This window comes from Pontibacter populi (assembly GCF_019336435.1).
GTDB lineage: Bacteria > Bacteroidota > Bacteroidia > Cytophagales > Hymenobacteraceae > Pontibacter > Pontibacter humidus.
The window spans coordinates 545108-559027 of record NZ_JAHWXQ010000002.1; the positions used below are offsets into that span (position 1 = coordinate 545108).

General features: G+C 47.5%; 12 protein-coding genes. 3 read left to right on the forward strand and 9 right to left on the reverse strand.

Annotation, left to right across the window (positions count from 1 at the left end):
• Positions 1 to 2 precede the first annotated feature (2 nt).
• From KYK27_RS08855 to ric, 9 genes are all read right to left on the reverse strand, one after another.
• The gene (locus KYK27_RS08855) at positions 3 to 1565 is read right to left on the reverse strand and encodes an FMN-binding glutamate synthase family protein (RefSeq protein WP_199109670.1); all 1563 of its coding nucleotides are present in this window, start codon (positions 1563 to 1565) and stop codon (positions 3 to 5) included.
• A 362-nt stretch (positions 1566 to 1927) separates the two neighbouring features.
• Positions 1928 to 3484, reverse strand: coding sequence for an L-aspartate oxidase (gene nadB / locus KYK27_RS08860; protein WP_199109671.1), 1557 nt, complete (start codon positions 3482 to 3484; stop codon positions 1928 to 1930).
• Positions 3485 to 4531 (reverse strand): quinolinate synthase NadA, encoded by a 1047-nt coding sequence (nadA, locus tag KYK27_RS08865; protein WP_199109672.1) that lies wholly within the window; start codon positions 4529 to 4531, stop codon positions 3485 to 3487. It lies immediately after the preceding gene.
• Positions 4532 to 4583: 52 nt separating this feature from the next.
• Positions 4584 to 5066, reverse strand: coding sequence for an RrF2 family transcriptional regulator (locus tag KYK27_RS08870; RefSeq protein WP_199109673.1), 483 nt, complete (start codon positions 5064 to 5066; stop codon positions 4584 to 4586).
• A gap of 44 nt (positions 5067 to 5110) precedes the next feature.
• Positions 5111 to 5428, reverse strand: a complete 318-nt coding sequence (locus tag KYK27_RS08875) for a metal-sulfur cluster assembly factor (RefSeq protein WP_199109674.1) — start codon at positions 5426 to 5428, stop codon at positions 5111 to 5113.
• Positions 5409 to 6716 (reverse strand): hypothetical protein, encoded by a 1308-nt coding sequence (locus tag KYK27_RS08880; protein WP_199109675.1) that lies wholly within the window; start codon positions 6714 to 6716, stop codon positions 5409 to 5411. The genes KYK27_RS08875 and KYK27_RS08880 overlap by 20 nt, the downstream gene beginning before the upstream one ends.
• Before the next feature lie 7 nt (positions 6717 to 6723).
• Entirely contained in the window at positions 6724 to 7557 is an 834-nt protein-coding gene (locus KYK27_RS08885; protein WP_199109676.1) for a DUF2249 domain-containing protein, read from the reverse strand.
• A 5-nt stretch (positions 7558 to 7562) separates the two neighbouring features.
• A complete protein-coding gene (locus KYK27_RS08890; protein ID WP_233150348.1) occupies positions 7563 to 8159 on the reverse strand; it encodes a hemerythrin domain-containing protein in 597 nt (198 codons plus the stop codon).
• Between the two features lie 37 nt (positions 8160 to 8196).
• Positions 8197 to 9159, reverse strand: a complete 963-nt coding sequence (gene ric, locus KYK27_RS08895) for an iron-sulfur cluster repair di-iron protein (RefSeq protein WP_199109677.1) — start codon at positions 9157 to 9159, stop codon at positions 8197 to 8199.
• Between the two features lie 486 nt (positions 9160 to 9645).
• Between ric and KYK27_RS08900 the strand changes: the two genes are divergently transcribed.
• From KYK27_RS08900 to KYK27_RS08910, 3 genes are all read left to right on the forward strand, one after another.
• Positions 9646 to 12954 carry a vitamin B12-dependent ribonucleotide reductase gene (locus tag KYK27_RS08900; RefSeq protein WP_199109678.1) on the forward strand — a complete coding sequence of 1103 codons (3309 nt, stop codon included), beginning with the start codon at positions 9646 to 9648 and terminating at the stop codon, positions 12952 to 12954.
• 94 nt (positions 12955 to 13048) lie between these two features.
• The gene (locus KYK27_RS08905) at positions 13049 to 13444 is read left to right on the forward strand and encodes a group III truncated hemoglobin (RefSeq protein WP_199109679.1); all 396 of its coding nucleotides are present in this window, start codon (positions 13049 to 13051) and stop codon (positions 13442 to 13444) included.
• A 14-nt stretch (positions 13445 to 13458) separates the two neighbouring features.
• Positions 13459 to 13887 (forward strand): hypothetical protein, encoded by a 429-nt coding sequence (locus tag KYK27_RS08910; protein ID WP_199109680.1) that lies wholly within the window; start codon positions 13459 to 13461, stop codon positions 13885 to 13887.
• The last annotated feature ends 33 nt before the right edge of the window (positions 13888 to 13920 follow it).

The following is a 13920-nucleotide window of genomic DNA, read 5'->3' on the forward strand; positions in this document are numbered from 1 at the left end:
GTCTAGTTTAATATAAGTTGATGCTCTTTCGTGAGTATTGATCCTGGTTCTGTCGGCTTAAAGTAGATATCTTCAAAGCTCAGCGTTCTGCCGGATTCCACTCTTCTGAAAATCTTATCCGGCGTAATACTGTCTATGCTGCCAAAACCGCAGGCTTCCATCACTTCTATTGTTGATTTTATAGTATTGCCATGGAAATTTGCTACACGAACTCTCTTATCAGCAACATCCAGACCCTTATAAAGGTTTTCGTCCTGCGTAGCAATACCTACCGGGCAACGACCTGAGTCACACTGAAGCGCCTGTATACAGCCCAGTGCAAACATCATTCCGCGGGCACTATAGCAAATATCCGCACCCAGTGAGATTGCCTTAATTATATCTACGCCAGTTATGATTTTTCCGGCTGCAATCACCCGGATTTCTTTTCTGAGCTTATATTTCACCAGCATCTCCTGCACAAACGAAAGGGCATCGTAAAGCGGCATACCTAAGCTATCCGTAAATTCTAGCGGCGCTGCACCTGTTCCACCTTCTGCTCCATCTATCGTTATAAAGTCCGGGTAAATCTGGTTGTGCATCATTTCCTGGCAAAGCCGCTCAAACTCCATTTTGTTACCGATACAAAGCTTAATACCGATCGGCTTGCCCTGAGACAGCACACGAAGCTTCTCGATGAACAGCAACATAGTGAACTGGTCCTGGAAAGCAGAGTGCGCCGGTGGCGAAGCAACGGTAGTATGAGGTATAACTTTACGGATTGCAGCGATCTCCGGCGTGTTTTTAGCAGCTGGCAGAATACCTCCATGGCCTGGCTTTGCACCCTGCGATAGCTTTATTTCCACCATTTTAATGTTCGGATGGGAAACCTGCTCTTCGTATAGTTTCTCTGAGAAGTTACCCTGACCATCGCGGCATCCAAAGTAACCCGTACCGATCTGCCAGATCAGGTCGCCGCCACCTTCGATGTGGAACGGGCTTACGCCACCTTCACCAGTGTTATGTGCGAACCTGCCCAGTTTAGCTCCTCCACTTAAAGCCGTAACCGCTGTTTTACTCAGCGAGCCATAGCTCATGGCCGATATATTATATATACTGGCGCTATACGTCTGCTTACAACGGCTGCCACCTACTGTTACACGCAGGTCTTCTTCCGTAACATGCGCCGGAAACATGGTATGCGCAATCCACTCGAAACCACTCTCCTGGCTGTTGGCCTGCATACCAAATGGCACCGTCTGCCGTACGTTTTTAGCACGCTGGTAAACGATAGAGCGCTGGCGGCGGCTGAAAGGCTTCCCATCCAGGTCTGACTCAAAGAAATACTGACGCATTTCCGGGCGGATACTTTCAAAAAAGTAGCGCAAATGACCTATCACTGGGTAGTTGCGCAGGATAGAGTGCTTTGGCTGACGGATATCATGGATATAAACTGCCTGCAACGGTAGCACGAACACCAACAAAGCTCCATAAGCTATATTTTGGGAAGCCAGGTATAAAACAAGGGCATAAATGGCTGCAAAAGCAACCGCAAACAGTTGCCTTACGCTAAGTTTGATTAACATATCAGTTGTAAAAATTAATTTTCAGAGATAAAGCCAGTGTAGATAACCGCAACAACTATAAGCTGCAGGCCAGAAACACCAGATACCAGGAGGAGTTCGGTGCCGGATAGATTTCCGGCTTACTTGTTAAAGTCTTTGGGAGTAGAAAAAAAGTTAAGACAATAACCGTTCAGGTCATCGCTTAAGGAAACGTGATTCGAAGCTGCTACAAGGCTTGTAAGCGGCAATTGTAACGTATGTTGGTGTATACTGAATGGCAGCACAGCAGGTTCAAATTTGGTTAGCCAAAGTAAGCAGATATTATATAGAAATGCAACATGTTCACGGTATACGCTGCTCAACCTATATATTGTTACATAAATTTAGCAACTCACACTCTGTACCCATGCTTCGGGTTGAACAGGTTCGGATTCTATAAAATGTCCACCTACGCTTTCTCTCCTTAAAACACAGGCATCGAGAATAAGTTCGACAACAGTCAGTAAATTTCTAACTTCCTGTACCATAGCAGAATATCCCTGAAGATGTTTCAGGCTATATTTCAGTTCTGCAAGCTGATATGTTGCCTCCAGCAAGCCTTCTGCTGTACGAACTATACCTGCCTTCTCCCACATTAATACCTGCAAAGCTTTTCTGGCCTTAAGTACAATTTTATCGCTGCAGTTATCCGGCAAACTATAGACTATACTTTTGAATGATGTACAAAGTAGCTGCAGCTCTGAAACCGCAACATGCCTGGCAGCTTCCCTGGCAAAAACAACACCCTCCAGTAACGAATTACTGGCCAGCCGGTTAGCACCGTGCACGCCCGTACAAGACACCTCACCTATCGCATATAACCCAACTATAGATGTCTGCCCGTGCAGGTTGGTCTGCACGCCTCCGCACTGGTAATGCGCCGCCGGAACAATCGGGATTAACTCCATAGCAGCATCAACGCCTATGGTTTTACATTTGGTATAGATACCCGGAAAATTCTTTTGTAATACACCTTCGGGCAAACGGGTGGCATCCAGGTACAAACATTCGGAATAATGCAGGTGCATTTGTTCGTAGACGGCGCGGGCAACTATATCTCGGGGAGCAAGCGACCCCAGCGGGTGGTAATGCTGCATAAAAGCTGACCCATCCGGTAACACCAGTTCTGCCCCGGCACCGCGCAATGCCTCACTTATCAGGAACGTATCAGTAGATGTCGGATCGTAGAGGGCTGTGGGATGAAACTGGAAGAACTCCATATTTCGGATAGCGGCGCCTGCCCTGTGCGCCATGGCCAGTCCGTCGCCGGTGGCTATAGTTGGGTTGGTGGTGAATTGGTAAACCTGGCCTGCGCCGCCGGTTGCCAGCACAATAGCTTTGGCCAATATAGTTTTATAGTTGCCGCTTTCCATGTCCAGCACCTGCACACCATAGCAGACCTTCTCTTCAGCTATAGTTTGGGTCAGCAGATCAATCCCTAAATGATGCTCAAATACCGTAATATCTGGATGCTGTAGGGCTGCTTTACTTAAGGCCTGTTGAATGCTTAACCCGGTGTGGTCTTTTACGTGCGCGATGCGATGTTGTGAGTGGCCGCCTTCCAGGCCTAAGGCAATCGTTTCATTGATAGCTGTATCGAAAAGTACCCTCTGTTGCTGCAGCCATTCTATAGCTTCAGGAGCACGCGCGACCATAAACCGAACCGCTGCTTCGTCGCATAAACCGGACCCGGCAGTATGGGTGTCCTGCACATGCTGTTCAAATGAATCTGTAGCACTCAATACTGCAGCAATTCCGCCCTGGGCATAAGCCGTGTTGGTCTCCGACAATGCAGCTTTACAGAGAACCAACACTTTGCCATGCGCAGCAGCCTCCAGGGCAAATGTCAGCCCGGCAATACCGCTGCCCAGTACTACAAAATCATAATTCAGCGACTCCATTTATGCAAAAGCCAGCATGCGCTCAATTGGTATAAGGGCTCTTTTGATGATCTCTTCGTCCAGGGTAACTTCAAAAAGCTTTTCCTGCGGCGTGCCGATTGCCCGGAGTGAATCCAGTGTGCGTTGTATAGTTATCTGCTTCATGTGAGGACACTTGATGCATGGAACTATAAATTCTTTATGAGGATACATACCGCGTAAGGTTGCACCTAAATCGCATTCCGAACCCAATATAAACTGGCGACTTTCGCTCTCGCCTACAAACCGGATAATATCGGAGGTACTACCCACTATACCGCCGGCTCCTTTTAAGGCATAGGTAACGGTATCGTCCGGAACTTCCCAGTGCACCAGCACCTGCGCTTCAGGATACATCAGTTTAAGGCCGTTTATGCGCTGTGGTGTAAACTGCTCGTGCACTTCGCATTTTCCTTCCCAAAGTATCAGTTCTTTACCGGTTTCGGCTTTGATCTTGGTCTGCAGGTTGCGGCCCATGTACAGGTCCGGTAAAAAGATGAGCTTGTCGCCGCCCAGTGAGCGGGCAATATCCATGGCGTTGCGGGAGGTGCAGCAGATATCAGCCTCGGCTTTGGTCTCGGCGTAGGTGTTTATGTAAGCTACTACCGGCACGCCCGGCCATAGTTTCTTCAGCATCTGAACGTCTTCGCCGGTAATACTTTCGGCAAGCGAGCAGCCGGCTTCAAAACTTGGCAGCAACACCTGCTTTACCGGGTTCAGGATCTTGGCCGTTTCAGCCATAAACTTAACCCCGCAAAAAATAATGTAATCCGCTTCCACAGTTTTAGCCGCTACGCTCAGCCCCAGCGAGTCGCCTACAAAATCGGCAATGCCACCATCTTCGTGTTTTACCTGCAGCTCAGCGGGCATGTAAAAATGCGACAGTACCACTGCGTTATGCTTTTTCTTTAACTCACGGATCTCTTCAACCGCAGCAAGTAAGGCGGCTTCTTCTTGTTCGGGTAGGGCAACAGGTTCCATGGCTCTGAGTTTCTCAGAGAAAGCGCCCCGTGTTTGGGTAGTAAGCATGTTGGGAGTGTGTTAGGTTAAGATTCTAGGGTTATTTTGCCGGAGCTATAGTTTAATCCGTTAAACCTGCCCCAGAAATATGCTCTTTTGGAAGCTCTTCATGCAGGTTTGTGATAAAGTACTTTCCTGAATTAATTCCATCAACCAGGTCCTGTATCGTTTTAGAACTGAACACCTTCAGCAGCTGGTCGCGGTACGCTTTTATTTCGTTGTGTAGCGGGCAAGGATGAATGTCCGAACACATCTTCATGCCCATCCCGCATTTCCGGAAAGCTTCCAGGCCATCTATTGTATTCACTACTTCCAGCAGAGTAATTTCGCTGGCAGGCCTGTGCAGAAAAAATCCGCCTCCGGGCCCTTTCATGGATGCAATAATGCCTTTACGCACTAGGTCCTGCAGTATTTTGCCCATAAAATGAGCCGGCAAGTCCAGTTCTTTCGCTATTTCCTTTATGCCTGCTTTAAGCCCTTGTGCATCGCTCAGGGCGATGTACACAATAGCACGAAGCGCATATTCCGCTGTCTTCGATAACATGAGAATCTGTTTATACTTTTAACACTAACACGGCTGCAAAGGTACTATTTCCCTTCCAACTGCCGCATACCCTCTTCCGTGATCATTTCAGTAGACCAGGGCGGAGACCACACTAAGTTTACTTTTACATCCAGATTCGGAAAACGTTTTAAAAGTATCTGCTCCGTAGCAGTTGTAATAGTGCCGCTCATCGGGCAGCCAGGTGTTGTCAGGGTCAGTTCTATTTCCAGCAGATCGCCATCCAGGCTCACGCCATAGATCAGTCCCAGGTCAACTATGTTGATACCCACTTCGGGGTCGATGATATATTTTAATGTTTCGAAAACTTCATTTCCGAAGTCTTCAGACACTTGCGTTTCCATAGGAAAAAGGTTTTAGTTCCTGAACTTTATGCAGTAGCAATTGAAACACATTGGCCGTGTATAGCAACGATGTGATGGTAAAGCCGATAGCACCGGCGAGAATGATTTGTTGGTTGTGCAACAGCACGCCCGTAACCAGCAGTAAATAGCCGGCCAGGTAACTATAGTTTTGCAAGCGCTGAATGGTATGATTGTAAAGGTCTTTGGGAAGCGGCGTTTTAAATTTGCCTACATAGTCTTCGTACACATGCATCCAAACTATAAACGGCAAGGTTTTAAAGGTCTGGCCCAGGATAATGGCGGACATAAAACCCAGGAAAACCGAGATGCCATATACCAGATAAACCGCTGAAAGTAACTGTTGTGGCAACGCAACCTGGCTGCTAACTATAAACACCAGCACAATGGGTAACAACAACAGGGCAAGGGCCACAAATGTCTGTTTCATGCCCAGGTCCATGTCGTGGCGCTGGCGTGTTTTGCTGGTCTCGTAAATGAATACCAAAAACAATAGAATTCCGGCAACAACCAAAACCGCATAAACCGGCAATAACGCCGTATGAAAGAACAGGTGATCGAAGATAAAGAACACCAGTCCCGCATTGATCAGGTTATAACTCCAGTTCAGTTTCTTAGTGCTCTCGGCGTGTGCCAGCAAGAACATCGGTATCAGTTTGGCTCCTACTCCAATAATGAGCAGCAGAAACCAGCCGGCCATGCCAATGTGTGCGTGCAGCTTTAAATAATGGGTGTGCTCTACCGGCAGAAAAGCCATCGTAAAGTTCAGCACCATGATCAGCCCCACTATACCCGTAACCAGCAACCAGATAGCCGAAGTAACTATAAAGTCAGATTCGATGGTCCATTTGGGTGCCTGCCGGGCCGTCTGGATGACGTTGATATTGAAAAGGATGAAAGAGATAACTAAACTACAGGCAGCTATGTGCATGACATGCCCCAGCTCAAAATTCCAGAAGCACCAGGCTAAAATTATCGTTCCTATTCCTAAAAACCCGAAGGCTATAGTTGCCAGTTTTTCAGAATATAGTTTGCAGTCGAGCACTACCGGCAGTAACTGGTATAGCGCCCCGAAAATGAGCATGGTTGCCCAGCCAAGTGCCGCCACGTGTGTTAAGGTCAGCAGTTTCGGGTGAAAATAGTGCCCGCCAAAAGCATCGGTAGAGAAGAGCAATAAAATGCTTAACGCTACAAAGGCCAGGGCAGCAAAAGCATAATGCGGCAGCACAACCCATTTGCCCGGCGAATTCGATGTAGTGGCAGCGCTCATGGTTTGGTTATTTATAGATCAGTAAGTCAACCTGGTTAGGGCCTACTTCCTTTATAGTTATGTTAAACCCGCGCTCCTGCAATTGCGGCAGTAAGAATTGCGGCACGCGTTTATGCACCACATACAGGGCTTCCTCCTGCGGCAAAACTTCCAGCTCGCCAAGTATAGTTACCATTGGCTGCGGCATTTCCATAGCGCGTACATCAATGTGTTTTACCTTGCCTGCAAAGCCTGCCAGCACATCCTCAAAGCTGCCTGTTTCAGGTTTTATAGTTTGTTCTTCCGAAGTATCCGTTGCACCATCTTTCCAGAAATAAGTATGCACCAGGTTTGGAGCTTTCACATCGGTCCAGAAACTATAGCCTTTCTTTTTAAGGATAGCTATAAGTGGCGTTGGCTCAAACGTGTTGATGATCAGCAGGGCATTGTTTTCCTCAATCTCATCCACAGCTTTCATGATCTTTAAAAACGGATCGTTACCGGTGGCTATATCTTCACACACATCCAGGGTCAGAATATGCTGAGCTGGTAATTGCGCCAGGTATGCCGGCATGGCTGTGGTTGTGGTTTCAGGTGTTTGCATTGTGATCGGTATTTTAGTATTTCCGGTTATGTTTTCGCTGGCTGTAAACCCTAGTGGCTCCAGCTTACGGTAAAACAGTTCTATGTCGCAGCCGCCAATGCGGGCTGCATCGGCTATAGTTACCCGCGATGCCAGTATCTTGCGCAGCACCGGGTTGCGTAGCTTCTCGAAATGCCTGTTTATACTTGCTATCGCATCTATCGCTGCCGGGTTTTCCTTTATCAGCGCAGATATTTTGGTGGTAGCTGCTATATGCATGGGTATCAGGCCTGCGCTTTTACAGTCCAGAACTCGGGTGTAAAAGTATCCAGGCGAGGGTCGTGTTTATGAGACAGCAGTTTTCCGGTCAGTTCCAGTTCATCAGGGTTAGCCATTCGCTGCACATACGGAAACAGCTCTCTTTCTTCCCAGCGGATGTGGTCGTTCAGGTCTCTTTCCAGTACTTTAAACAGCTCTTTGTTCATCGGGCTGCCGGTATTTATCAGGTCAACTATAGTATGCAACAACTGATGCTCTTCCGCCAACCGCGCTCTTACAGTATCATCTGATTTCAATACTCTTTTCAGTATCCACTCTTCTTCTTCGCAATGCTCTTTCAGAATTGTCTCCCAGAAATAGCGCACATAAGCACGCATCAGTTCCAGGTCGGTTCCATTCTTCAGTCCCTGCCGGATCTTCCAGCAAAACAACAATCCGAAGTGATGTTCACGAGACAGGGGCACCAGGCTCTTATCTCTTTTCTGGGGTGCAATTGCGTTTTTCATAACAGTGGTATTTATTGTCCGAACCAGGATCTGCAGGATCTTAAGACGTTCAGGGTTATATGTCAGGAAAAGTAAAAAGCTTAAACTTCTGTCCATCCCTTAATCCTGAGAACCCTGGTTCTGACATGGTAATTTATTTTACTACTTCTTTTTCCATCTCGATCGCTTTCGGGAACAGGATGTTATTCTCTAAGTGGATGTGGCGGAAAAGATCATCTTCAAACTCCTGCAGCTTTTTGAAAGCTACGGTATAAGTAGCGCAGGCATCAGCCGGCAACGTATAGTCGTTTGTTAGCTCACGGATCATTTCAAGCTCACGGCCGGCGTGGTCGTGCTCCATTTCCATCATGTTGATCGGGTTCTGGATAGATCCGAAAGATGCCGGCTCCATTTTCACACCGCTCTTCTTGGCCTCGTCCAGCTGCTTAATGTACGGGAACAGCACGCGCTCTTCTTTCGGCATATGCGATTCCAGTTCATTGGCAACGTTGGTAAAGTGCTTCACTACTTCCAGCAATTCCGGGTGGCGCTGACCGTGTACGCGGGCAATTTTGGTAGTGTATTCGTACAGGGCAGGTATTGCTTCGCGCACATATTTATGGTGCATGTTCACGATATAATCTGCCAGGAAGCCTGGCTCCCATTTATCGTACTCAGCCTGGCGGCTCTGCTCGGCTTCGTCCATGGCAACCAGTTCAGCTTCCAGCTGATCCTGGCTAATGCCTTTTTCCTTACAAACTTGTGCTACCGACTTTTTACCACCGCAGCAGAAATCGATACCGAACTTTTTAAAGACCTGTGCCTTGCGATAATCTTTTGCTACCAGTTCGCCTACTGTTTCACCTTCTTCGGGTGTAAGTTTTGTAATGCGTACTTCCCATACTTCAGGGCCTTGCTCCAGGTAATCAAACTTAAATATGTTACCACGCTCGCCCAGTAACTGGTAATACACCGGCTTCGGATCGTGGTCGTTATGTATAATAAAAGAGTCGCCGCCTTTCATGTTGTCAAACCATTCAAAAATGGTTGGGTGCTTCATGCGTGGCTCCAGAACGGTTACATCTAATTTTCTTTCTGCGATTTGTGTGGTTTCCATATTGGTTAATTTTGTTGTTAGTATCAATCACCGGTGTAAAGGTAAACGACGATTTTTTAAAATAAAAGATAAAAAGGTATTTTATTATTTTATTAAACGCATTACCTTTACAACAGGTTCAACAACAGTATATTTAAGTTCAGAAAAAATAATTTAAGCGCCTTAAACACTAATTATAAAATTGATTTACAGGCACTTAAATTAACAATACAAGTTTACCACTATCTGCAAAGGGCGAAAATGATCGAAGTCACTTATTTGGGTGACCTTGCTCATCCTGATTGGTTTTTATAGTTGATAGCTTAGTGAACTCAAAGTATAGCTGTTTTATATATAGCCCCTTTAGTTACTGTCTTCAGACTCCGGTTATCGGTTTACAGGAGACAGCTTAACTAGAGTTACCGGCCTTTTTGGTCCAGAGCCCATCGCAGGCAAACGCGCAACAAGTATTCAGAAACCCTTAAAAAAATTTATAGAGCTACCCCTATGAAGAAAAGTAAAAGAGCAGCCGGCCTGTCCTTCGCCCGGCATTTTACCACCGCAGCGCAAAATGCCTACGACATGTTCCGTTACGAGCTCCGCTCCTCCACTATCCGCAACCCGACCGGCGATGTGGTGGCAGAGCTGAACGACGTGGAAGTACCCGCACAATGGTCGCAGATCGCGACCGATATCCTTGCTCAGAAGTACCTGCGTAAAGCGGGCGTACCTCAGGCCGATGGTAGAACCGGTTCTGAGAAATCAGCGAAGCAAGTAGTACACCGCCTGGTAAAATGCTGGCAGGACTGGGGAAGTAAGTATGGCTATTTTGCATCTGAGAAAGATGCCCAAGTGTTTTATGACGAACTGGTGTATATGCTGCTGGGCCAGTATGCCGCACCCAACTCGCCGCAATGGTTTAACACCGGCCTTTACAATTCCTATGGCATTTCAGGTAAATCGCAGGGCCATTATCATGTAGACCCTGACACAGGTAAAATGAAGGAGTCGACCTCAGCGTTTGAGCGGCCACAGCCACATGCCTGTTTCATTCTTTCGGTGCAGGACGATTTGGCGCAGAAAGGCGGCATAATGGATCTGCTGGTGCAGGAAGCGCGGGTATTTAAGTACGGCTCGGGCGTAGGCACTAACTTTTCAAACATCCGGGGCAAGGAAGAAGAACTATCCGGCGGCGGCACTTCGTCAGGACTGATGTCATTTTTAAGGGTAAGCGACCGGGCAGCCGGAGCTATAAAATCGGGTGGCACTACGCGGCGTGCTGCTAAAATGGTGTGCCTCGACCTGGACCACCCCGAGATTCAGGAATTTATAAACTGGAAGAAGGACGAAGAGAAAAAAGTAGCTGCCCTGATTGCTGCCGGCTATTCCGGCGATTTTGAAGGAGAGGCTTACAACACCGTATCAGGCCAGAACTCCAATAACTCGGTGCGTGTACCCAATACCTTCTTTAAAGCGCTGCACCAGAACGGCGACTGGCACCTGACTGCCCGAACAACTGGCAAAATCATTAAATCAATACCTGCACGTAGCTTATGGAACCAGATTGCGGATGCAGCCTGGGCTTGTGCGGACCCGGGTCTGCAGTTCGATACAACTATAAATGAGTGGCATACCTCTCCTGCTGAAGGCAGAATCAACGCTTCTAATCCGTGCTCGGAATATATGTTCCTGGACGATACAGCCTGCAACCTGGCATCGCTTAACCTGCTGCGCTTTTTTGATGAAGAAAAACAGAAATTTGACGTAGCCGCTTTTGAACATGCCTGCCGACTATGGACGGTGGTGCTGGAGATATCTGTACTGATGGCGCAGTTCCCTTCCGAAGCCGTGGCGCAACGCTCTTACGACTATAGAACCATAGGTTTAGGCTATGCCAACTTAGGTGCCTTACTGATGGTACAGGGCCTGCCCTACGACAGCGAGGAAGCCCGGGCTTTATCAGCCGGCATTACATCACTGATGACAGGCACAGCTTACCGTACTTCCGCAGAAATGGCGGCCAGCCTGGGAGCGTTTGCAAAATACGACCAGAACCGCGAAGCCATGCTCCGCGTGATCCGTAACCACCGCTTTGCCACGTACGACCAACCTGAAAACTACGATAACCTGAGTATACAACCCCATGGCCTGGACCAGAACCTTTGCCCGGATTACCTGTTAAAAGCAGCCCAAAACTCCTGGGACGATGCGTTGCAACAAGGCGAAAAATACGGCTACCGAAATGCCCAGGCCACTGTTATCGCCCCAACCGGAACGATCGGTTTGCTGATGGATTGCGACACGACGGGCGTGGAGCCTGATTATGCGTTGGTGAAGTATAAAAAACTATCGGGCGGCGGCTATTTCAAGATCATCAACCAGTCTATTCCAGGTGCGCTTACCAAACTGGGCTATAGTTCAGAAGAGATCGAAACTATAGTTAACTATGCCAAAGGCTATAGTTCGCTAAACGGCGCGCCACACATTAACCCGGAATCTCTTCTCGAAAAAGGCTTTACGGAAGAAGAAATTGGTACGCTGGAAGCAGCCTTGCCAAAAGCTTACGACCTGACCTCACTCTTTAATGTTTATACACTTGGCGAAGCTTGCTTAGAAAGATTGGGCTATAGTTCAGAGCAGTATCAAAAACCAGGTTTTAACCTGCTGCAGGTGTTGGGCTATAGTCCGAAACAGGTGGAAGAAGCGAACGACTACGTTTGCGGAACCATGACCGTGGAAGGAGCACCTTACCTGAAGCCGGAACATTACGCTGTTTTTGATTGTGCCAACCGTTGCGGCAGCAAAGGCCAGCGCTTTATTCACGCCGAAGGTCATATTAAAATGATGGCTGCCGTGCAACCGTTCATATCCGGGGCGATCTCTAAAACAATAAACCTGCCCAACGAAACAACCCGGGAAGAAGTAGCACATTGCTATGAATTGTCGTGGGAACTTGGCTTGAAAGCCTGCTCTATTTACCGTGATGGCAGCAAACTTTCGCAGCCGCTTACATCCAAAAGCAGCAGTACGGAAACTGAAGAGAAAACAGAAGAAAAGGTAACAATAACGGAAGCTCAATTTAACGCCGAGCAGGTGTTACAGGCAGCAAAAGCCATCCTTTCGGATGCCTCAAATAACGGTTTCCGGGAAGAGCTGACTCGCATGGTGGAACGACGCAAACTACCGGACAAACGCAACGGATTTACCCAGAAAGCAAAGATCGACGGACACACCGTTTACATCCGAACCGGCGAGTATGCGGATGGTTCGCTGGGCGAATTGTTCATTGACATGTACAAGGAAGGGGCTTCGTTTAGGTCTATTCTGAACTGCTTTGCCATTTCAGTGTCGCTGGGTCTGCAGTATGGTGTGCCGCTGGAGGAATTTGTGAACCGATTTACCTTTACCCGTTTCGAGCCGGCTGGCCGCGTAGAGCATCCGAATATCAAATCGGCTACATCGGTGTTCGACTACATTTTCAGGATGCTGGGCTATGAGTACCTCAACAGGAAAGACCTGGTGCACGTGCATACCGAAGAACAGGAAATTATAGCTGAGAAGCCTGTTGCTGAAAGCTTACCGGAGCAGGCAGCAACTATAGTTCCGGAAACGTCAACCACGAAAAGCTCCGGGAAAAACTATTCTGTTGTTACCCAAAGCAGAACAGTGCTGATGGAGCAGATGGAGCAGACGCAGCAGGTGCTGGCCAGCATGATGGGCGATGCGCCGATCTGTAACGTATGCGGGCACATAACTATACGCTCCGGTACCTGTTATAAATGTTTGAACTGCGGCAATAGTTTAGGCTGTAGTTAGTAAAGCAATTTGTCATCTCGACGATAGGAGAAATCTGAATCAGATCTCTCCTATCGTCGAGATGACAATACTTTTGATTTAAGTAACTTGCAACATGACGGAAAAGAAAGACATACTTAGTTTAGAGGATGTAAAACTGCTGGTGGATACCTTCTACACCAGGGTACGTGCCGATGAATTGCTGGGACCCATATTTGACGAACGCATTCAGGACAGATGGGCGAAGCACCTGGATATCATGTACCGTTTCTGGCAAACTGTTTTACTGGAAGAACTTACCTATCAAGGCAATCCGGGTGTGAAGCATATAACCTTGCCTGTAGACGAACAACATTTCGAGCGCTGGCTCCAGATCTTTTACAAAACGATAGACGAGCTTTTTACCGGCGAGAAAGCGGAAGAAGCAAAGTGGCGTGCACAGAAAATGGCTGAAATGTTTGCCAGTAAAATTGAATTCTATAAACAGAACAAAGGCAGAACCATCCTGTAAATTTTAAACTATAAATGGCACCCGAACACTACCTGATATTGCTGACCTTTTTATGGGTTGGCTTTGTGAGCGCGATCAGTTTTATGGAAGCCTGGCTGAAGTTCAGGGCACCGGGCGTAACCTTGGCAATTGGCCTGAGCATTGGCCGCCTGATCTTTAGTGGAATGAATAAAGTGGAATGGTTCTTTGGACTGGCCTCGTTGGCACTACTTTTTGTGAGCGGATTTTTCGGCGATTCGATGGCATTCTTTCTTTATATCCCGATCTTAATCCTGCTTCTACAATCCATTTGGCTGCTACCTGCCATGAATAAGCGCGCTGAACTGGTGATCTCAGGTGCAGAATTACCGAAGTCAGTCTTACACTTTTACTACATCGGAGCTGAGTTGGTAAAGGTTATTATGATAGTCAGTTTCGGTGTTACGTTACTCGGAACTCTGTAAACTACAGCAACAGGAATTAGACTAAAAATGCTG

Bases quoted from the DNA above. Each gene is read 5' to 3' on its own strand.
- nadB (WP_199109671.1), bottom strand. From the start codon at position 3,484: ATGGAGTCGCTGAATTATGATTTTGTAGTACTGGGCAGCGGTATTGCC.
- KYK27_RS08885 (WP_199109676.1), bottom strand. From the start codon at position 7,557: ATGCATATAGCAGCTACCACCAAAATATCTGCGCTGATAAAGGAAAAC.
- nadA (WP_199109672.1), bottom strand. From the start codon at position 4,531: ATGCTTACTACCCAAACACGGGGCGCTTTCTCTGAGAAACTCAGAGCC.
- KYK27_RS08910 (WP_199109680.1), top strand. From the start codon at position 13,459: ATGGCACCCGAACACTACCTGATATTGCTGACCTTTTTATGGGTTGGC.
- KYK27_RS08880 (WP_199109675.1), bottom strand. From the start codon at position 6,716: ATGAGCGCTGCCACTACATCGAATTCGCCGGGCAAATGGGTTGTGCTG.
- KYK27_RS08870 (WP_199109673.1), bottom strand. From the start codon at position 5,066: ATGTTATCGAAGACAGCGGAATATGCGCTTCGTGCTATTGTGTACATC.
- KYK27_RS08855 (WP_199109670.1), bottom strand. From the start codon at position 1,565: ATGTTAATCAAACTTAGCGTAAGGCAACTGTTTGCGGTTGCTTTTGCA.
- ric (WP_199109677.1), bottom strand. From the start codon at position 9,159: ATGGAAACCACACAAATCGCAGAAAGAAAATTAGATGTAACCGTTCTG.
- KYK27_RS08890 (WP_233150348.1), bottom strand. From the start codon at position 8,159: ATGGACAGAAGTTTAAGCTTTTTACTTTTCCTGACATATAACCCTGAA.
- KYK27_RS08905 (WP_199109679.1), top strand. From the start codon at position 13,049: ATGACGGAAAAGAAAGACATACTTAGTTTAGAGGATGTAAAACTGCTG.
- KYK27_RS08875 (WP_199109674.1), bottom strand. From the start codon at position 5,428: ATGGAAACGCAAGTGTCTGAAGACTTCGGAAATGAAGTTTTCGAAACA.
- KYK27_RS08900 (WP_199109678.1), top strand. From the start codon at position 9,646: ATGAAGAAAAGTAAAAGAGCAGCCGGCCTGTCCTTCGCCCGGCATTTT.